General features: G+C 51.1%; 20 protein-coding genes. 8 read left to right on the forward strand and 12 right to left on the reverse strand.

The window, feature by feature from the left end:
- Positions 1-19: 19 nt before the first annotated feature.
- From CLR69_RS11260 to rppH, 8 genes are all read right to left on the reverse strand, one after another.
- Positions 20-430 carry a prepilin-type N-terminal cleavage/methylation domain-containing protein gene (locus CLR69_RS11260; RefSeq protein ID WP_129703105.1) on the reverse strand — a complete coding sequence of 137 codons (411 nt, stop codon included), beginning with the start codon at positions 428-430 and terminating at the stop codon, positions 20-22.
- Positions 402-857 (reverse strand): YgdB family protein, encoded by a 456-nt coding sequence (locus CLR69_RS11265; RefSeq protein WP_242451582.1) that lies wholly within the window; start codon positions 855-857, stop codon positions 402-404. The genes CLR69_RS11260 and CLR69_RS11265 overlap by 29 nt, the downstream gene beginning before the upstream one ends.
- Positions 854-1,465 (reverse strand): prepilin peptidase-dependent protein, encoded by a 612-nt coding sequence (locus CLR69_RS11270; protein ID WP_129712412.1) that lies wholly within the window; start codon positions 1,463-1,465, stop codon positions 854-856. Before CLR69_RS11270 ends, CLR69_RS11265 begins: the two co-directional genes overlap by 4 nt.
- 8 nt (positions 1,466-1,473) lie before the next feature.
- Positions 1,474-1,977 (reverse strand): prepilin peptidase-dependent protein, encoded by a 504-nt coding sequence (locus CLR69_RS11275; RefSeq protein ID WP_129703103.1) that lies wholly within the window; start codon positions 1,975-1,977, stop codon positions 1,474-1,476.
- Positions 1,978-2,151: 174 nt separating this feature from the next.
- Positions 2,152-2,946, reverse strand: coding sequence for a thymidylate synthase (gene thyA / locus CLR69_RS11280; protein WP_129712414.1), 795 nt, complete (start codon positions 2,944-2,946; stop codon positions 2,152-2,154).
- Positions 2,947-2,981: 35 nt separating this feature from the next.
- Positions 2,982-3,848 carry a prolipoprotein diacylglyceryl transferase gene (gene lgt / locus CLR69_RS11285; protein ID WP_129704846.1) on the reverse strand — a complete coding sequence of 289 codons (867 nt, stop codon included), beginning with the start codon at positions 3,846-3,848 and terminating at the stop codon, positions 2,982-2,984.
- 226 nt (positions 3,849-4,074) lie between these two features.
- Complete coding sequence (gene ptsP, locus CLR69_RS11290; RefSeq protein ID WP_129712416.1) at positions 4,075-6,321, reverse strand: phosphoenolpyruvate--protein phosphotransferase; 2,247 nt, start codon at positions 6,319-6,321, stop codon at positions 4,075-4,077.
- Positions 6,322-6,333: 12 nt separating this feature from the next.
- A complete protein-coding gene (gene rppH, locus CLR69_RS11295; protein ID WP_129703097.1) occupies positions 6,334-6,867 on the reverse strand; it encodes an RNA pyrophosphohydrolase in 534 nt (177 codons plus the stop codon).
- A 696-nt stretch (positions 6,868-7,563) separates the two neighbouring features.
- On the opposite strand from rppH, the gene mutH reads away from it, so the two are divergent.
- From mutH to CLR69_RS11320, 4 genes are all read left to right on the forward strand, one after another.
- Entirely contained in the window at positions 7,564-8,259 is a 696-nt protein-coding gene (gene mutH, locus CLR69_RS11305; RefSeq protein ID WP_129712417.1) for a DNA mismatch repair endonuclease MutH, read from the forward strand.
- 295 nt (positions 8,260-8,554) lie between these two features.
- Positions 8,555-9,271, forward strand: coding sequence for a TerC family protein (locus CLR69_RS11310; RefSeq protein WP_129712420.1), 717 nt, complete (start codon positions 8,555-8,557; stop codon positions 9,269-9,271).
- Between the two features lie 176 nt (positions 9,272-9,447).
- Positions 9,448-9,666 (forward strand): YgdI/YgdR family lipoprotein, encoded by a 219-nt coding sequence (locus CLR69_RS11315; RefSeq protein WP_197730548.1) that lies wholly within the window; start codon positions 9,448-9,450, stop codon positions 9,664-9,666.
- Between the two features lie 207 nt (positions 9,667-9,873).
- Positions 9,874-10,914: an NADP(H)-dependent aldo-keto reductase gene (locus CLR69_RS11320; protein ID WP_129712422.1), complete on the forward strand. Its 1,041-nt coding sequence runs from the start codon at positions 9,874-9,876 to the stop codon at positions 10,912-10,914.
- Between the two features lie 76 nt (positions 10,915-10,990).
- Here CLR69_RS11320 and CLR69_RS11325 read toward each other — a convergent pair whose 3' ends face one another.
- The 3 genes from CLR69_RS11325 to trmB form a co-directional block, all read right to left on the reverse strand.
- Positions 10,991-11,704, reverse strand: a complete 714-nt coding sequence (locus CLR69_RS11325; protein ID WP_129703090.1) for a YggN family protein — start codon at positions 11,702-11,704, stop codon at positions 10,991-10,993.
- A 114-nt stretch (positions 11,705-11,818) separates the two neighbouring features.
- Positions 11,819-12,163, reverse strand: coding sequence for a YggL family protein (locus tag CLR69_RS11330; RefSeq protein WP_010299679.1), 345 nt, complete (start codon positions 12,161-12,163; stop codon positions 11,819-11,821).
- Position 12,164: 1 nt separating this feature from the next.
- Positions 12,165-12,884 carry a tRNA (guanosine(46)-N7)-methyltransferase TrmB gene (trmB, locus tag CLR69_RS11335; protein WP_129712423.1) on the reverse strand — a complete coding sequence of 240 codons (720 nt, stop codon included), beginning with the start codon at positions 12,882-12,884 and terminating at the stop codon, positions 12,165-12,167.
- 165 nt (positions 12,885-13,049) lie between these two features.
- Here trmB and mutY point away from each other — a divergent pair, with 165 nt between their 5' ends.
- The 4 genes from mutY (at position 13,050) to CLR69_RS11355 (ending at position 16,700) form a co-directional block, all read left to right on the forward strand.
- Positions 13,050-14,156: an A/G-specific adenine glycosylase gene (gene mutY, locus CLR69_RS11340; RefSeq protein ID WP_129712424.1), complete on the forward strand. Its 1,107-nt coding sequence runs from the start codon at positions 13,050-13,052 to the stop codon at positions 14,154-14,156.
- A complete protein-coding gene (locus CLR69_RS11345) occupies positions 14,153-14,425 on the forward strand; it encodes an oxidative damage protection protein (protein ID WP_005975842.1) in 273 nt (90 codons plus the stop codon). The genes mutY and CLR69_RS11345 overlap by 4 nt, the downstream gene beginning before the upstream one ends.
- 52 nt (positions 14,426-14,477) lie before the next feature.
- The gene (gene mltC, locus CLR69_RS11350; protein WP_129712426.1) at positions 14,478-15,551 is read left to right on the forward strand and encodes a membrane-bound lytic murein transglycosylase MltC; all 1,074 of its coding nucleotides are present in this window, start codon (positions 14,478-14,480) and stop codon (positions 15,549-15,551) included.
- A gap of 69 nt (positions 15,552-15,620) precedes the next feature.
- The gene (locus CLR69_RS11355) at positions 15,621-16,700 is read left to right on the forward strand and encodes a helix-turn-helix domain-containing protein (RefSeq protein WP_129712428.1); all 1,080 of its coding nucleotides are present in this window, start codon (positions 15,621-15,623) and stop codon (positions 16,698-16,700) included.
- Here the strand turns inward: CLR69_RS11355 and CLR69_RS11360 are convergent.
- Positions 16,663-17,706: an alpha/beta hydrolase family protein gene (locus CLR69_RS11360; protein ID WP_129712430.1), complete on the reverse strand. Its 1,044-nt coding sequence runs from the start codon at positions 17,704-17,706 to the stop codon at positions 16,663-16,665. The two genes, CLR69_RS11355 and CLR69_RS11360, sit on opposite strands and share 38 nt — an antisense overlap.
- Positions 17,707-17,712 lie beyond the last annotated feature (6 nt).

The raw sequence follows: 17,712 nt of genomic DNA on the forward strand, positions 1-17,712 counted from the left end.
TATAGTTTGCCAGGCATGTTTAGCTGACAGGTGATGACCGGCAAAACCAACGGTTCAGTGTAGCCTGATAGCGACGTGGCGTCATGACTCTTGCCGTTACCTGACGGCATTCTCCGCTCTGTAACTGCTCTGACAAACTAAACTGCCAGTTTTTACCCGAAAGAGACGCAGCATTATCAAGATCGAACGGATAATATGACACACCCGCTTCATAGGCCTCGAGCTGCTGCATAGCAAACCGCCAGGCCTGACGCTGCTGCCACTGGTGCTGAAATGACTGTTGCAAGATCTGGTGATATTGCAATAGCCCCATCAGCGATACAGCAAACAGCAACGCTGCCACCAGCGTCTCCGGCAGGCTGAAACCTGATTGACGACTCACGAACCTGTTGTTCACTGCACTACTCCGTTGCGTCACAGCGTGTGACATCTTTATCTGGGCAAAAATCTAGCCAGCCATTACCTAATGGTTGAATAGCAATCTGGCCCGACGATAGTGCCGAAAATGACACTCGTTGGTACAACCTCAATGGTCGCGCAGAAGCAGGGAGCATTCCTTCACCTCGCAGTAATCCTTGCGCTCCATCCGAGGCCGCACGCAGACACACCACCAATTGATCTGCCGACAACTGCTGGCATTGCCAGTTTTCCGTTAGCGCCCCCCAGCGCTGCTCTCTTCCCCAGTTCAGCGAGGACAATGCCTGATTGAAGGCTCGCAGATAGTGCCGTTCATCGTTTCCTAGTTGAATGGCAGCATCAAGCTGGCGTTGCAAACCAGACATTAACAGCAGGCCGATAATGGCGATGAGCAGCACCATACCCAGCGTTCCACTCCCTTCTTGCTTTCCTGCGCTCATTGATTACGACCAAGAATAATGCGAGTAATATGCTGCCGGACGGCAGGGCGTTTGGCCCAATAACCAGCCAGTTGCAGTTCGTACAACGCCACATCATTCTGTGCAGACAGGCGCTGTAGTCGGAAAACCGTGAGCACCACCTCCTGCGGATCAAACAGCTTCTCCCACCTGTCTCCCTGGCAGCTATGCGCCCCACTCTGAATTTCTAACGACCGCGCACGCAGACGATAACCAAAAGACTCGGCATCCTGCTGTTCTCCACCATCCCACACGCCATTCCGGTTCAGATCGTAAGAGACATTCAGGCAGCTGTTTTCCGTTTCTCCCGGATAATTCCCCATGCTGATCGCCTTTCCCTGGCATCTTCCGGCACAAAACCCCGCCCGACGGATATCTTTCTCAATCCCCATCGCTACCTGACTAAATAGCTGTTCCAATCGGAAAAGCTGTGCGCTGTCCTGGCTTTGGCTGCGTAACAGAGGGTACAACTGCGCTGCCGACAGCATAATCAGGCTACCTAAACTCAGCGCCAACAGGATTTCCGGCAGTGTGAAACCGCGTTGTTCACACCCTAACCCTGCTTGTCTCAACACTCTCTGTTTCAACATTCTCTGCTTCAACATAATGGAATCGCCAATACAACTTGCGACTCGCTACACAGACGGATGCGTCCCCTCACCGAGATAACCAGACGCAACTGCCCCGCAGAGTTCGACAACGAGATGTGACCAGCCTGTGCCGCGTTACGCAAGCCAAAAAACGTGAAAATATTGCTTGTGGACTTGGCCAACACGACATCCTGAGAACGGCGAACAAACTGCCCTGGATGATTCTCACGGCACACGTCCTCCGTCTGTTTTTCATTCTGACCTGCCATCATGCACCACTGCGTCCCCTGTGAAATAAGCTTCGCAGTACGAGTTTCGTTATGCCAATAGGCATTCGCCTGAACCCGGCTCAAGAAGTCCAACAGTTGCTGCGCACTCTGTTCCAGACGGATGGCCTGCTGATACTGAATCCAGCCATGTAGGCCGCCGCCCGCCATCAGTGCCACAATCGTCAGCACCACCAATAATTCAAGCAAGGTAAACCCTCGCGGTTGTCGATTCCCTGTTTTCATGACGTCAGGATAGAGAGTCTTATCCACAAAAACAGCGCGTTAATGGTGCTATACGCGGCGGTTCGCAATGTTTTGCTGCAACGATGTAACAACAGAAAAATCGTGCGGGGAGGTGGGTAAAGTGAGGAAACAAAAAGGGCCGCATTATGCGGCCCAGAGAAACGGTGAAAGGCTTTAGATCGCAACCGGTGCTTTGATGGCAGGATGCGGATCGTATCCCTCAATTTCAAAATCTTCGAAGCGATAGTCGAACAGCGTATCTGGGCGACGCTTAATCACCAATTTAGGCAGCGCGCGCGGTTCACGGCTCAGCTGTAAGTGCGTCTGTTCCATATGGTTGTTATACAGATGCGTATCGCCCCCCGTCCAGACGAAATCACCGACTTCCAGATCGCACTGCTGCGCCACCATATGCACCAGCAGCGCATAGCTGGCGATATTGAATGGCAAGCCGAGGAAGATATCGCATGAACGCTGGTAAAGCTGGCAAGAGAGTTTGCCATCCGCCACGTAGAACTGGAAAAATGCGTGGCACGGTGCCAGCGCCATTTTGTCCAGATCTCCTACGTTCCAGGCAGACACGATGATACGGCGAGAATCTGGATCCTGTCTCAACTGGGTCAGAACATTCTTCAACTGGTCGATTTGGCGGCCGTCTGCGGCTCCCCACGAACGCCACTGTTTACCATAAACTGGCCCCAAATTACCGTTCTCATCTGCCCATTCGTCCCAAATACTGACTTTATTTTCATGCAAATAAGCAACATTGGTATCGCCGTTCAGGAACCAAAGCAGTTCATGAATAATCGAACGCAGGTGGCATTTTTTGGTGGTAACCAGCGGAAACCCGTCCTGCAAGTTGAAACGCATCTGATGGCCGAAAATGGAACGCGTGCCCGTGCCGGTACGGTCGGCCTTCGGCGTGCCTTCTTCAAGCACTTTTTTCATCAGATCCAGATACTGTTTCATACTACCTCACCACAAAATTAAAGAAGGACAGCGGATTATTGCTGTGCAGGCTGACGGCGATAAGCCCAAACCATCATCAGAATACCGGCGATCACCATTGGCAACGACAGGATTTGCCCCATGCTGAAAAGGTCGCCAAACAGACCCAACTGCGCATCCGGCTGGCGGAAGAATTCGGTAATGATCCTGAACATGCCGTAGCAAATAAGGAAAAGCCCCGATACGCTCCCCATCGGCCGAGATTTACGGATAAAGAGATTCAGAATGATAAACAGCGCCACACCTTCCAGCATCATTTGATACAGCTGTGAAGGATGACGCGGTAGCATACCGTACTGATTGAAAATCGCCTGCCACTGCGGATTGCTGACGGCCAGCATCATATCTTCGCTGCGCGAACCAGGAAACAGCATAGCCCATGGGGTATCTGTCGTGACACGACCCCACAGTTCGCCGTTGATAAAGTTGCCCAAGCGGCCAGCGCCAAGTCCAAAAGGAATCAGGGGAGCAATAAAATCAGCGACCTGGAAGAAATGACGTTTGGTTCGGTGAGCAAACCACAGCATGACGCAGATAACGCCCATTAAGCCGCCGTGGAACGACATACCGCCATCCCAGACTTTGAAAAGATAGAGCGGATTTTCAAGAAATGACGGGAAAGCATAAAACAGAACATAGCCCAGACGTCCGCCGACGAACACCCCAAGGAATCCCATATACAGCAGATTTTCGACTTCATCCTTGGTCCAACCGCTACCCGGTTTATTCGCCCGACGCACCGCCAACCACATGGCAAATACAAAACCCACCAGATACATCAGTCCATACCAGTGCAGCGCCAGCGGGCCGATTGAAAAAATCACTGGATCAAACTGAGGAAACGCCAGATAGCTTGTCGTCATCATTCACCACATATTTTATTGTGTTATCCCTGTTTTCGGGATCGTCATTGATAGGCAAAAGGCAGGAGAATGAATCCATTCCTGCGAACCGCGGTGGCGAATCATAGCATACGCCCCCGTACTCATTGCTCGAGAACGGGAAAAGTTCTGTAAAACATTTATGCGTCGTTAAACATTTATTCGCAATTACGTCGTGATATCTCAGCAGAGAATGTATCGCTACGCATTAGCGCCCACCGCGAATCAAGCCGCCCAGTCCGCGCTCTTCCATGAAGATCGCCGCCCACTGTCGAACTTCTGTCGCATTCTGTGCATTCAATAATTGCTTCACCAGTGCCTGCGACTCAGCGAGCGTAATTTGGCGCAGCAAATATTTAATTCGTGCAACGCTGCGCCCGTTCATGCTGAGAGAACGATAACCTAGCCCGGTCAACAGCAGTGCGCCAAGCGCTTCTCCCGCCATTTCACCGCATACGGAAAGCGGAATGTTATGCCGTTCGCACTCGGCAGCTATCATATTCAGTGCTTGCAACATAGAAGGATGAAGGCTGTCATAAAGCGATGCCACGTGAGCGTTATTGCGATCCACTGCCAGCAGATATTGCGTCAGATCGTTGGTGCCGACCGAAACAAAATCGATCCGGGAAGCCAGATGAGGGAGCAGAAACAGCATCGATGGCACTTCGATCATAATCCCAATCCGCGGCTTGGGCTGCGGGAAGCCGAGTAATTCCTCTACTTCACCTGCGGCCTGATCGATCAGACGACGCGCTTCACTGATTTCATCCAGGCTGCTGATCATTGGCAACAGGATATTGAGATTACCGATATGTGCATTAGCACGCAGCATGGCGCGCACCTGAATTAGAAAAATTTCAGGCTGATCGAGCGTAATACGAATACCACGCCAGCCAAGACAAGGGTTTTCTTCGCTGATAGGTAAATAAGGTAATGGCTTATCCGCACCAATATCCAGCGTGCGCAGCATCACGGGGCGCGTAGGATAAAGCGCCAACATGCTTTGGTATTGCGCCATCTGCTCATCTTCGGACGGAAACCCACTTTGCAGCATAAAAGGGATTTCCGTACGGTATAACCCAACACCATCAACCTGATTAATAAAACGTTTTTCATGATCGGCACTTAGCCCCGCATTCAGCATAACCTGAATACGCTCACCGCTTTTCAGTACAGCAGGCTGCTCCATCTCGCCTTCGGCCAGACGAGTCAGCTCGTTTTCTTCCGTCAGCAGGCGCTGGTATTCCTGCACCAGCACTGGTTCGGGATCGACCAGCAGCTCACCGCGATAGCCGTCGATAATCAGCTGCCGCTGATGCAGCAATTCTGGCTGAATATCTGCGCCAACCAGCGTAGGAATACCCATGGCACGCACTAAAATCGCCGCATGCGAATTGGCAGCACCGTCATACACAACTACGCCCGCCAACCGCTCTGGCGGCAGTTCCGCCAAGAGCGTTGCCGTTAATTCATCCGCAACAAGGATAAAGCGCTCAGGCCATTGCCCCATGATTTGCGCGTTATCGTCAAGGTGAAACAGCAGCCGTTGTCCTAACGCGCGCAGATCGCCAGCACGCTCGCGCAAGTAGGTATCCTGCAAATTGGTGAACTGCGCCGCAAAACGTTCGATCACCAGTTTGACGGCCCACTCAGCGGCGTTACCCGCATCCACCTCCTGAAACAGTTCACGTTTGAGACGCGCATCATTCAGCAAGTGCGAATACAAATCGAAAATCGCCGCGCTCTCTTTCTGCGCGCTGGCGCTAAACCGTTTGCTGAAGCGACGGAATTCCGCCGTCGCCTCCTCTAACGCCTGCGTTAAACGGGAACGCTCGCGCTCGCTATCCAAGCTCGAGGCGGGGAAAACCTGCTCCAGAGAAGGCTGGGTACAATCCTGCCAGCCGGGGGCTATCGCTACACCTGGTGCAGCGACCAGCGCCTTAACGCGCGTCTGACGGTATTGGCCGAAAAGCGTTTTTATCTGCGAAAGAGAAAGAATAGCGGCCATCTGCGTGGCCAGCGTCACCATGAACGATTCTTCGTTTTTATCAAACTGACGATGTTCACGCTGCTGAACCACCAGCACACCCAGCAGATGGCGACGGTAAATAATAGGAACACCGAGAAAAGAACGGAAATGTTGCTCTTTTACCGAGGGGATATATTTGAAGCTGGGGTGCGTACGAGCATCGGCCAAATTGATAGGCTCAGCACGTTGACCGACCAGCCCGACGATACCTTGCCCAAACGCCAGCGTAACCGTACGCCCGCGCGGCTTTTTCAATCCGCGCGTTGCCATCAGGTAGTAGCATTGACGATCGTGATCGGCCAGATAAATGGAGCAGACTTCCGTGTCCATAGCCTGACAGGTCTCATTGACCAGAATGTCCAGCGCATCACTAAGGCGGGCCGTTGCCGCAACATTTTCGACAATTTCTCGCAAGCGCGTGAGCATAATGTGCCTGAATTACCCTCTTTTTCGCCGGGGACCAGATGGGGTCGCCGCACGAGCCGCAACACTCTCCTGAAGCAGTATCACCGGGTTGATAAATTCCTTCATCACGCGACGATACACATCTCGCTTAAAAGAGACGACCTGACGTACCGGATACCAGTAACTCACCCAGCGCCAGCCATCAAATTCCGGCGTGCCGCTGCTCTGCATATTGATATCCGACTCATTACACATCAACTGTAGCAAAAACCATTTCTGCTTTTGGCCGATACAGACCGGTTTTGTATCCCAACGCACCAAACGCTTTGGTAATTTATAGCGTAACCAGTTACGGGTAGATGCCAACACGCGCACATCCTTTTTTCTTAACCCGACTTCTTCAAACAGTTCGCGGTACATCGCCTGCTCGGCACTTTCACCGGGATTAATTCCCCCCTGTGGAAACTGCCATGAGTGCTGACCATAGCGCCGGGCCCACATCACCTGCCCCTGCCGATTACAAATTACAATACCAACGTTTGGGCGGTAGCCATCATCATCGATCACCGGACTACCTCAATAAACATCAATGCAAAGATGACCTGATTGTTTCACACTCCCGTCAGGCGGTAAACCACTGCTTAGAAAGCATGTGACACGAATAAAAGTAAGATAACCCACAGATAAGATCAAAGTTATAAACATGTGAAGGCCATAATTCGCAATTTATTCACTTTTTCTGTGGACATCTTTGTGCAGAACCCATGAAGAAGTGAGTAAAACTCATTTTTCATGAAGAAAAAAAATCACTACAAATTAAAAAATAGTGCTTTTTATTCATTAAATTACAAACCATTTTAATTGAAATAGCGAACCCTGATTTTTTGTTCAAATGACATACAATACAAGATTGGCGAAAGATCGCACTATGCCGATTTTATCCACAGGGAATGCCTCAAACTCAGGCAATAAATAGGCAAAAACAGCAAAAAGGCCAGGAGTCAAGGCTGTAAATGGAACCAGTAATTCATGTTTATGTGGGTTATCCAAGAAATCTGTGGATAACCTAGTGTAAGATCCTGTTTATTGTTGGTGGCTACAAGTGCACAGTTTGCAAAACGATGTTCAGTGATCGTCATCACACTAAAAAAAATCGCTATTAATCATGCTATTATTGTTTCTCTCCACAGTCTTTCAGGCTGTGTGCTGATATTTTCTATCTGCTGTATTTTTTTTGAGCGGAAAAACATCGAGCTATACGCTATGAATTCACCCAAGGTTCACACGACTGCACCGCTAAATGAGCAAGCTTTGCTGGAACGTGCGCAATCCCTCGCGGGTTATAATCTCGCAGAATTAGCAGATATCGCTCGCCTGCCTCTTCCTGCCAACCTGAAACGCGACAAAGGCTGGATTGGCATCTTGCTGGAGCACTTTCTAGGCGCAAGTGCTGGCAGCAAGCCTGAGCAGGATTTCCCTGACATCGGCATTGAGCTAAAAACCATACCTATTGATGAACAGGGAAAACCGCTGGAAACGACCTTCGTGTGCGTTGCACCGTTAACAGGCAACAGCGGCGTAACGTGGGAAAGCAGCCACGTACGACACAAGCTCGCTCGGGTGCTGTGGATTCCAGTAGAAGGCTCGCGACACATTCCGCTAGGAGAACGTCGTATTGGCACACCGCTGATATGGAGCCCCAATGAAGAAGAAGAAGAACAGTTGCGCTGCGATTGGGAAGAGTTGATGGATCTGATCGTACTCGGCCGGGTAGAAAGCATCACCGCCCGACATGGCGAAGTGCTACAGTTACGCCCCAAAGCAGCAAATAGTCGAGCATTAACAGAAGCCATTGGCGAGTTTGGTCAACCGATTCTGACGCTACCGCGCGGGTTCTACCTGAAAAAAACCTTTACCACACCGCTACTGGCCCGCCACTTTATGCAGCTCAGCGACTGAATTTAATCAGCAGCAAATTTAATTAGCGCGATGCTCTATTAGCCCCCTACTTCATCGGTAGGGTACTTCATCGTACACTGCCTTATACATAGCACTATATATGCAGCAGTTGTGCGACGAGGGAATGCTACTGGGGAAAACCTGACGCTGACCTGAAGCAAAAGGGATGCCAGCGGACGTGCCGCCATGCGAAAGATGCAAAGGATGTTTTTACAACATCACACTTTTGCTTGCCTACACACCGAACTGGCAGAGTATAATATCGTTTACGTTTTGTTTAAGGTGTATTGATATAATGTTTGATTGGATTGTTGATCCGAACGCATGGTTGGCATTGGGAACGCTGACTATTCTGGAAATCGTTCTTGGGATCGATAACATTATTTTCCTGTCTCTGGTTGTCGCCAAACTGCCGAAAGCCCAACAAAATAAAGCTCGCCGCATCGGGTTGATGGGTGCAATGTTGATGCGTTTGGGACTGCTCGCGTCTATCGCCTGGGTCATGCGTCTGACCGACCCACTGTTTACCCTCGCAGGTAATGAAATCTCCACGCGCGACCTGATTCTGTTCTTCGGGGGACTCTTCCTGATCTGGAAGTCGAGTATGGAAATTCACGAAACCGTCGAAGGCGGTTCGGAAACTCATAATTCCAAGGTGTACTCTTTCTTTGGTGCGATTGTGCAAATTATGCTGTTAGACATTATCTTCAGCCTGGATTCTGTTATCACCGCCGTCGGCCTATCTGACCATCTGTTTATTATGATGGCTGCTGTCGTTATCGCTGTGGGTGTCATGATGTTCTCCGCACGTCCTATCGGTGAATTTGTAGAACGTCATCCATCCGTCAAAATGCTGGCCTTGTCGTTCCTGATCCTTGTTGGGTTCACCCTGATTCTGGAAAGCTTCGACGTCCACGTACCGAAAGGCTACATCTACTTCGCCATGTTCTTCTCAATGTCCGTTGAAGCATTGAACCTGTTGCGCAGTAAAAAAGATAAAACAGCGCACTGATCGCTATATTGCGCCCGTTTTTTACGGTAAAGACATCATAATCAGGCGGCAACCTGCCGCCTGATTACACAAAATTAATTCCCTCCAAACGCATTTTTTCCATTATTCCTACGTTATCTCCCAAAACCATTTGCTAGACTCACTTTAAGTTTTGGCACTTATTAACGGGTTAATTGATGAAAATACAGATGAAAATGGCGGTAACACTGGCGTTATTATTCACCCTTGTGGGCTGTTCCAGTAACTACGTAATGGCGACAAAAGAAGGACAAATGCTCCTTACGCAGGGAAAACCTGTGCTGGATAAAGATACCGGGCTGCTCAGCTATATCGATGAGCAAGGTAATCAGAAACAAATCAACAATGACCAAATCTCACAGATAGTGCAGCGTTAAGATCGCTGCCAGCCCGAAACAAGCTCCTCGCCTCGGCCGAACTACCAAGAATAATCTGAAAAGGATAACAGAAGAGACTTCCCCACTCGCCACGGCTTCGTTATAGTCGAATTCAGGTGTGTCTTCCCAAACTCATTGGAATCGCAGCAAATCATGCGGAGATGACGGGAAATACGCCTGCTATTTTCAGACATAAGGAAGCTGGCAATGCAATATCACCGTATTCCCCATAGTTCTTTAGAAGTGAGCGTGCTGGGTCTTGGTACGATGACCTTTGGCGAACAGAATAGCGAAGCAGACGCTCATGCCCAGTTAGATCACGCCATTGCCGCAGGTGTTAACCTGATTGACACAGCAGAAATGTACGCCGTTCCTCCTCGCCCTGAAACACAGGGATTAACCGAAAGCTATATCGGTTCCTGGCTAAAATCCCGTGGTGGACGTGAAAAGTTGATTGTGGCGAGTAAAGTGTCCGGCCCTGTGCGCGGAAACGATCACAGCATCCGCCCACAACAAGCTCTGGACAGGAAAAACATCCGCGCCGCGCTGGATGCCAGTCTGCAACGTCTGAACACTGACTATATCGATCTCTATCAGTTGCATTGGCCACAGCGCCAGACCAATTGCTTTGGCAAACTTAGCTATCAATATACTGATGATAAACCGGTAGTGACGCTGCTGGAAACGCTGGAAGCGCTGAATGAACAGGTGCGTGCCGGTAAGATCCGCTATATCGGTGTTTCCAACGAAACCCCATGGGGCGTGATGCGTTACCTGACTTTGGCGGAAAAACACGATCTGCCACGCATCGTTTCGATTCAGAACCCCTACAGCCTGCTGAACCGCAGTTTTGAAGTCGGTTTAGCGGAAATCAGTCAGCATGAAGGGGTAGAACTTCTCGCCTATTCATCACTGGCGTTCGGTACGCTGACGGGTAAATACCTCAATGGCGCGAAACCCGCGGATGCCCGCAACACGTTATTTAGCCGCTTCACCCGCTATACTGGCCCACAGGCTCAGGCAGCGGTTGCCGAGTATGTAGCGCTGGCACAAAAGCACGGACTGAACCCAGCGCAAATGGCATTGGCATTTGTGCGTCAGCAGCCGTTCGTCGCCAGTACGCTGCTGGGCGCGACCACGCTGGAACAGTTGCAAATCAATCTCGACAGCCAGAATCTGACGCTGGACGGTGAGATCTTAGATGAGCTGGAAGCTATCCACCGCCGCTTCACGTTCCCGGCACCATAAACGCAAAAAACCGGGCAATGCCCGGTTTTCTTTAATGTTTGTAGATGCACTGCAATAGTATGTAGTGGTACTGCGTTTACTTTAGCGACTGTAAGAGGCTCTTGCGCTGGTTTTCCAATGACGTGACGCGTCCGCATACGTCATTGCCAAAGCGTTGGAACTCCAGTTCCTGATTATTCCACTCAGCCTGAATCGCTTTCTGCAAACCGCCGAGATTACCCATCATCGCCTGTAGCGGATTGCCACCACTGGACATCTGTTTTACGCCCATTTCGTTCAGGCTGTCCTGCAAGACGCCGCCCATGCTTTGCTGCACGATCTGCTTGCCATCTTGCTCAACCTGCTTAATCGCCTGATGGTGGAACGTCAGGCCATCGCTGCGGTGTTCGATAATACGGTTCATCTGCTGTTTGAGCTGTTTATCCAGCGTAGTCAGACGATTACGCACATTGCTGTCGCTGCCGAGCTCCTGCACGATCACTTTATCCAACGCGACACGTGCTTTTTCAAGATGCTGCTGCGCACCCTGGTCGATCCACGGCAGTTGTTGGCGTAAATCCGCCTGATAGGCTTTGGATTTCTGGCGCTGTTCGGCGTTCAGGGTCAATGGCGTTCCGTTGCGGACAATATCACCCTGCGGAGAAAGCTGTAAATTGCCGCTAGCACCCACGACCTCTACATACTGCGGACTGATAATGATGTCGTCCTGCGGATTCACGTTGCACTGGTAGGCCGCCTGCGCTTGCCAGGACAGCAACATTAATAAACCCAAGGTCATTTTACGCGACATATTTTCTCCTGAAGAAAACAACGACAGTGGCGAGAAAGCGGCAATGTGCCCTCTGATGAGGTGGATAACGCCTGAGCCAGGATCAGCTCAGGCATGCCTTGATAAGACCAAGGATTACAGCAGGTGTTCTGGCAGATCCCACCAGATATCGAACAGGTTGCTGACTTTCACGTCCGTCAGTTTCTGCTCTTCCAACCAGCGACTAACCAGTTGGCGATGCTCTTCGGTGCAGTGACCAATTTTTTGCAGACAGATCAGGCCTTCCCAGAGCAAATAACCGCTGCCTTCAAATGCCAACCCTTGTGGTTCAATGACGTCGTCGACGAATTTATCCATCAGCTTGTCGATATCTTCCACGCTAGTGCCTTCCGGGAAGCGAAAGCTAACCGAAAAACCTAATTCCTGAAACTCATCAATGTGCAGTTTTTTACGTAAACGACGGCTACGAGCTTGTGCCATTTTATTTTATCCTCTCAAACATCAGATCCCACACGCCATGCCCCAAACGCTGGCCGCGTGCTTCAAATTTCGTCAGCGGGCGGGACTCCGGCCGCACAACGTACTCATTATTATCGGAAAGATTACGGTACCCAGCGACAGACGTCATCACTTCGAGCATGTGTTGTGCATAAGGTTCCCAATCTGTTGCCATATGGAACACACCGCCAACTTTCAGCTTACTTTGCACCAATTCGACGAACGGCACCTGCACGATACGGCGTTTATTATGGCGAGCTTTGTGCCACGGGTCAGGGAAGAAGAGTTGAACCATGGACAATGAGCCATCGGGAATCATCCTCATCAGCACTTCGATCGCATCGTGACACATCACGCGCAGATTGCTGATTCCCGCATCCTGTGCGGAAGCGAGACACGCCCCTACACCGGGCAGGTGAACTTCAATACCGAGGAAATTCTGCTCGGGATGCTGTGCCGCCATCGTCACCAGCGATGCCCCCATCCCAAAACCAATCTCCAGCACCACGGGTGCTTCGCGCCCAAATAACGCATTAAAATCTACCTGCTCGGTCTGATATTCCACGCCCATCACCGGCCAGTAGTTATCCAGCGCCAGCTGCTGCCCGTTGGTCAAACGCCCCTGACGGCGGACAAAACTGCGGATACGACGCATCGGGCGCCCGTTTTCATCAAATTCCGGTGAAATGACGTTGTTAATCATAAAGAGTGCTTACTTGCTGTCCGATTTCGTTAATGAAACGCGCATTATGCAAGGATACCGCGGTTTAGCAAGCCCACTGCCTCGGAAAGTTCCGGTTTACAGCACATTCACTCTGTGCTGGAATCGCTGTCAAACTTTTTACCTGTCGGATAGTGATTCCATTTTATGATGCAAGCGCAACAGTTCGCCCATCAGGTGCTGGACTGGTATCAACGCTATGGCCGCAAAACGCTGCCATGGCAGCTTGAGAAAACTCCCTATAAAGTATGGCTATCCGAAGTGATGTTGCAACAAACGCAAGTCACCACGGTTATCCCCTATTTCCAACGCTTTATGGAACGCTTTCCAAACGTCAACGCATTGGCGGCAGCGCCGCTGGATGAAGTGCTCCACTTATGGACCGGGTTGGGCTACTACGCCCGTGCACGTAATCTACACAAAGCGGCGCAGACCATCGTTTCACGCCATGGCGGCGAATTCCCGACCACCTTTGATGAAGTCGCCGCGCTGCCGGGCGTTGGGCGATCTACCGCAGGCGCAGTTTTGTCGCTCTCTCTCGGCCAGCATTACCCCATTCTCGATGGCAACGTGAAGCGCGTGCTGGCACGCTGCTACGCCGTTGACGGCTGGCCGGGCAAGAAAGAGGTCGAAAAGAAGCTGTGGGCACGGAGTGAAGATGTCACACCTGCCGAAGGTGTCAGCCAGTTTAATCAGGCGATGATGGATCTCGGCGCGATGGTTTGCACCCGCAGCCGCCCCAAGTGCGAACTGTGCCCGCTGAACGCTGGTTGCATTGCCTACGCCAACCACAGCTGGGCGCAATACCCTGGTAAGAAGCCTAAGCAGACATTGCCGGAGAAAACTGGCTGGTTCCTGCTGATGCAACAGGGTTCTCAGGTTTGGCTGCAACAGCGCCCCACAGTGGGTCTGTGGGGCGGGCTATTTTGCTTCCCACAGTTCAGCGAACGTCATGAATTGGAACTCTGGATGCAGCAACGTGGTCTGAATCCTGATGGATTGCAACAGCTTGTCGCGTTCCGCCACACATTTAGCCATTTTCATCTGGATATCGTTCCGCTTTGGTTGAACGTATCGCAGAGCGAACGCTCACAAAACAGGTCCTGCATGGATGACAGTGCAGGTCTCTGGTATAACTTAGCGCAGCCGCCGTCTGTCGGACTGGCCGCCCCGGTAGAACGCCTGCTGAGGGAGCTGGCTCACCCACAGTCAACACTTTTGAATGACTGCGCAATCGATGAGGAAGAAGCATGAGCAGAACGATTTTTTGTACCTTTTTACAACGCGACGCTGAAGGGCAGGACTTCCAGCTCTACCCCGGCGATCTGGGCAAGCGCATCTATAACGAAATCTCTAAAGAAGCCTGGGCGCAGTGGCAAACCAAGCAAACGATGCTGATCAACGAGAAAAAACTCAGCATGATGAATGTTGACGACCGTAAGCTACTGGAACAGGAAATGATCAAATTCCTGTTTGAAGGGAAGGACGTTCACATCGAAGGCTATACGCCTCCGAGCCACTGAGATTGCGGGCTTTCGGGCCCGCTTGCGTCCCTATTCCGACACGGCTTGTTATATGAAGAAAATATTAGCTCTGCTGGTGATTGCCCCACTGCTGGTTTCCTGTTCGGGAAACAAAGGGAATACCAACGACGAAGAGTTTCTCAAGGATACTAACGCCTTCGATATTTTGATGGGCCAGTTCGCCAACAACATCGAAAATATCTGGGGGATGAATGAAGTTCTGATCGCTGGACCTAAAGACTACGTCAAATACACCGATCAATATCAGACACGTAGCCACATCAACTTTGATGCCGGTTCAATCACTATTGAAACCATTTCGGCGACTAACTCTGTTGCCAGCTTGCGCCAGGCAATCATCACCACCCTGCTGATGGGCGATGATGCCAGTAACACCGACCTGTATTCCGACGCTAACGATATTCAAATTAGCCGCGAACCTCTGCTATATGGGCAGGTGCTGGATAACACTGGACAAGCGATCCGTTGGGAAGGTCGTGCAGCCAGCTTCGCTGATTACCTGCTCCAGAACCGTTTGCAAAAACGGACCTCCGGCCTGCACGTTATCTGGTCGGTCACGATGCAGCTTGTCCCTAACCATCTGGACAAACGTGCACACAAATATCTGCCACTGGTGCGTAAAGCCTCTGAGCGTTATGGCATTGAAGAGTCGCTGATTCTGGCGATTATGCAGACAGAATCCAGCTTCAACCCTTACGCCGTCAGCCGTTCTGATGCTTTGGGTCTAATGCAGGTGGTACAGCACAGCGCAGGGCGCGACGTCTTCAAGATGAAAGGAAAATGGGGACAGCCGAGCCGCAGTTATCTGTTCGATCCAGAACAGAATATCGATGCAGGTACGGCCTATCTGTCGATTCTGAAGAACAGCTATCTGGCCGGTATTGAAAACCCGACGTCAAAACGCTACGCCGTCATCACCGCGTATAACGGTGGCGCGGGAAGCGTGCTGCGCGTCTTCTCCAGCGATCGAGATCGTGCCGTGGGCATTATTAACAATATGTCACCGAGCGATGTCTACCAAACGCTGACGACGAAGCACCCGTCTGGTGAATCACGTCGCTACCTGTATAAAGTGAACACGGCGCAGAAAAATTATCGCCGCTAACTCACGTAAGCCACAGAACGCCGCGCTACCGGTTTTACTCCGGCAGCGCGGCATCATCAGACGAACAATATGACCACAATTCCCTTACCGTTTATTACCGCATTTCTGCTGGTTATTTTGTTTTTCCGCATCCAGCTTCTGCATATTCAAAATAAAGAAACCAAGAGGCGTCATACCAAAGCAGAGGCGATATTTATCGGTGTGAGCTGCATTGCACTGACACTGGTGGCATTACGCTGGGGTAGCAATATGGCTTTCCCTGCTTTTATCCAACCCGCGATTGCCGCGTCAATTCCGTCACTGCTATGGCTTTGCCTTTTCCCCTATGGCAAGAACGCGACTGATACCTTACCCCGCAGACGACAAGCGTCCCTCCTTCACCTCTTACCGCCCCTTTTCACCCTGGTTACAGGCGTCATCCAGAGTAGAACGACCATTCCGCTCATTGATATAACGCTGGTGAGTATTTACTTCGGTTATGGGGCCGCGCTAATTTACACCGCTCGCCATCTTCAAACACCATCATCCATATGGAAAAGCGCGCCGTTTATCGCAGGATGGTATGTCCTTATTTCCGGCACGATTGATACAGCGATCGCATTGGATATCGCCTTCAACAACGGTAACCACGCGGCAACTATCATTACCGTATTCCATGTTGTCATGCTGGCGATCCTGGCGATGCTTATCGTCACGCATTCAGCACGCCCGCAGGCTGAGCTTATCGTTACACCTGGTCAGAGGCCGGAAGCGCCACCCGCAACCGATGATGAACACCAGTTGGCAAAAACCGTAGATGACTTCATTCGTACTCATGCGTTATATACCGACCCCAGCATGACACTTCAGCGCCTGAGCAGACGCATGGGAATCCCACTCAGACGCCTGTCCGAAACCATCAACCGCGTTCACGGCCGTAATTTCTCGCAGGTGATAAACGAATACCGAATCGAGGAGGCTAAACGCCTCCTCAGTCAAACGGATGCACGCATCACGGATATCATGCTGGAGAGCGGGTTTCAGACTAAATCAAACTTCAACCGCGAGTTTTTGCGGCTAACGGGCATGAGCCCCAGCGTCTGGCGTAGTCAGTGCCCACTTCGGGAACAAGCTACAGCTTCCGCCACGCCGCCTGAAGAAAATCGCTGATATCCTTTGCCACTTCCTGGTGAATCTGCTCACGCGATCGTTCACCACCGTCGAGACAAATCATGCCGTCACCCGGATTCTCGGCGTTGATGATCTCAACGGCACCCGGTTTACAAAGCTGCATGAAGCTAAAATGCGTCGCATCAGCAATTTCCTTATAGGCTGAATGCGCTGGCGACAGCTTCCGCGCCAAGTCGTGAGATTCCAATTCCGCAGGCAGTTCCTCATTCGGATACCCTGCCGCGACGATCGATACAGGAATGTTTATTGCTGCCAGACTCTCTGCGGTAAACCCTCGCGCCAGTCCCATATCCAGCGATACCACTGCGCTGATGCGCGGGTCCGCTAATGACTTATCAAGCTGTGTACGCGATGAGGCACTTTTTGCGACCTGCATCTTTTCATAGACTTTACAGGACGCCAGCCCGGCGTGCGTCAGGCAATCCGTCTCAAATTGCTCCGTGTTGAAGCGCCCACCAGCTAGCTCAAGCACCGTCCAGCCTCCTAACGAGTGACCCACAGCAGCAATCCGCTTCTCATCGACTCGCCCCGTCTTTTCTGGTGCAGCAAGTAATGCGGTAATGACGCGGCTGATGTCATTAGGCCGTTGCCACAATTTCTGAGCGTTCTCCGTCCGCATATCTTTAGTGGTGGTTCCTGGATGATTGGGGGCGGCGACAATATAGCCTTGTTTAACCAACGCCTGCGCCAGCCAAAGTTGATTAAGCCAGTTCCCACCGTAACCGTGTGAAACCACAATCAAAGGATGTTCACCAGATTCAGGCGCAGCGCTTTTACTCACTGCTATACCGGGAAAAACAACATTCTCACCGATTATCGCAGTCTGTTGTGATAACGACGTCGGATAAAAGACAGCGACGTCCAACGGCCGATTATTAGCCCCATCGGTGAGTGTTATTTGTTGAAACCCAATACCGGCATCCGCCATAACAGCAAAGCTGAGTAGTAAGTTAGTGAGCAATCCTATTGTGATACGCCATGTCATCTCTAT

It is taken from the genome of Pectobacterium zantedeschiae, from assembly GCF_004137795.1.
In the GTDB taxonomy this organism is placed as follows: domain Bacteria; phylum Pseudomonadota; class Gammaproteobacteria; order Enterobacterales; family Enterobacteriaceae; genus Pectobacterium; species Pectobacterium zantedeschiae.

Bases quoted from the DNA above. Each gene is read 5' to 3' on its own strand.
- CLR69_RS11320 (WP_129712422.1), top strand. From the start codon at position 9,874: ATGCAATATCACCGTATTCCCCATAGTTCTTTAGAAGTGAGCGTGCTG.
- CLR69_RS11345 (WP_005975842.1), top strand. From the start codon at position 14,153: ATGAGCAGAACGATTTTTTGTACCTTTTTACAACGCGACGCTGAAGGG.
- CLR69_RS11330 (WP_010299679.1), bottom strand. From the start codon at position 12,163: ATGGCACAAGCTCGTAGCCGTCGTTTACGTAAAAAACTGCACATTGAT.
- CLR69_RS11260 (WP_129703105.1), bottom strand. From the start codon at position 430: ATGTCACACGCTGTGACGCAACGGAGTAGTGCAGTGAACAACAGGTTC.
- CLR69_RS11265 (WP_242451582.1), bottom strand. From the start codon at position 857: ATGAGCGCAGGAAAGCAAGAAGGGAGTGGAACGCTGGGTATGGTGCTG.
- CLR69_RS11315 (WP_197730548.1), top strand. From the start codon at position 9,448: ATGAAAATACAGATGAAAATGGCGGTAACACTGGCGTTATTATTCACC.
- CLR69_RS11270 (WP_129712412.1), bottom strand. From the start codon at position 1,465: ATGTTGAAACAGAGAGTGTTGAGACAAGCAGGGTTAGGGTGTGAACAA.
- CLR69_RS11325 (WP_129703090.1), bottom strand. From the start codon at position 11,704: ATGTCGCGTAAAATGACCTTGGGTTTATTAATGTTGCTGTCCTGGCAA.
- thyA (WP_129712414.1), bottom strand. From the start codon at position 2,946: ATGAAACAGTATCTGGATCTGATGAAAAAAGTGCTTGAAGAAGGCACG.
- mutH (WP_129712417.1), top strand. From the start codon at position 7,564: ATGAATTCACCCAAGGTTCACACGACTGCACCGCTAAATGAGCAAGCT.
- mltC (WP_129712426.1), top strand. From the start codon at position 14,478: ATGAAGAAAATATTAGCTCTGCTGGTGATTGCCCCACTGCTGGTTTCC.
- CLR69_RS11355 (WP_129712428.1), top strand. From the start codon at position 15,621: ATGACCACAATTCCCTTACCGTTTATTACCGCATTTCTGCTGGTTATT.
- CLR69_RS11360 (WP_129712430.1), bottom strand. From the start codon at position 17,706: ATGACATGGCGTATCACAATAGGATTGCTCACTAACTTACTACTCAGC.
- ptsP (WP_129712416.1), bottom strand. From the start codon at position 6,321: ATGCTCACGCGCTTGCGAGAAATTGTCGAAAATGTTGCGGCAACGGCC.
- CLR69_RS11310 (WP_129712420.1), top strand. From the start codon at position 8,555: ATGTTTGATTGGATTGTTGATCCGAACGCATGGTTGGCATTGGGAACG.
- CLR69_RS11275 (WP_129703103.1), bottom strand. From the start codon at position 1,977: ATGAAAACAGGGAATCGACAACCGCGAGGGTTTACCTTGCTTGAATTA.
- trmB (WP_129712423.1), bottom strand. From the start codon at position 12,884: ATGATTAACAACGTCATTTCACCGGAATTTGATGAAAACGGGCGCCCG.
- lgt (WP_129704846.1), bottom strand. From the start codon at position 3,848: ATGACGACAAGCTATCTGGCGTTTCCTCAGTTTGATCCAGTGATTTTT.
- mutY (WP_129712424.1), top strand. From the start codon at position 13,050: ATGATGCAAGCGCAACAGTTCGCCCATCAGGTGCTGGACTGGTATCAA.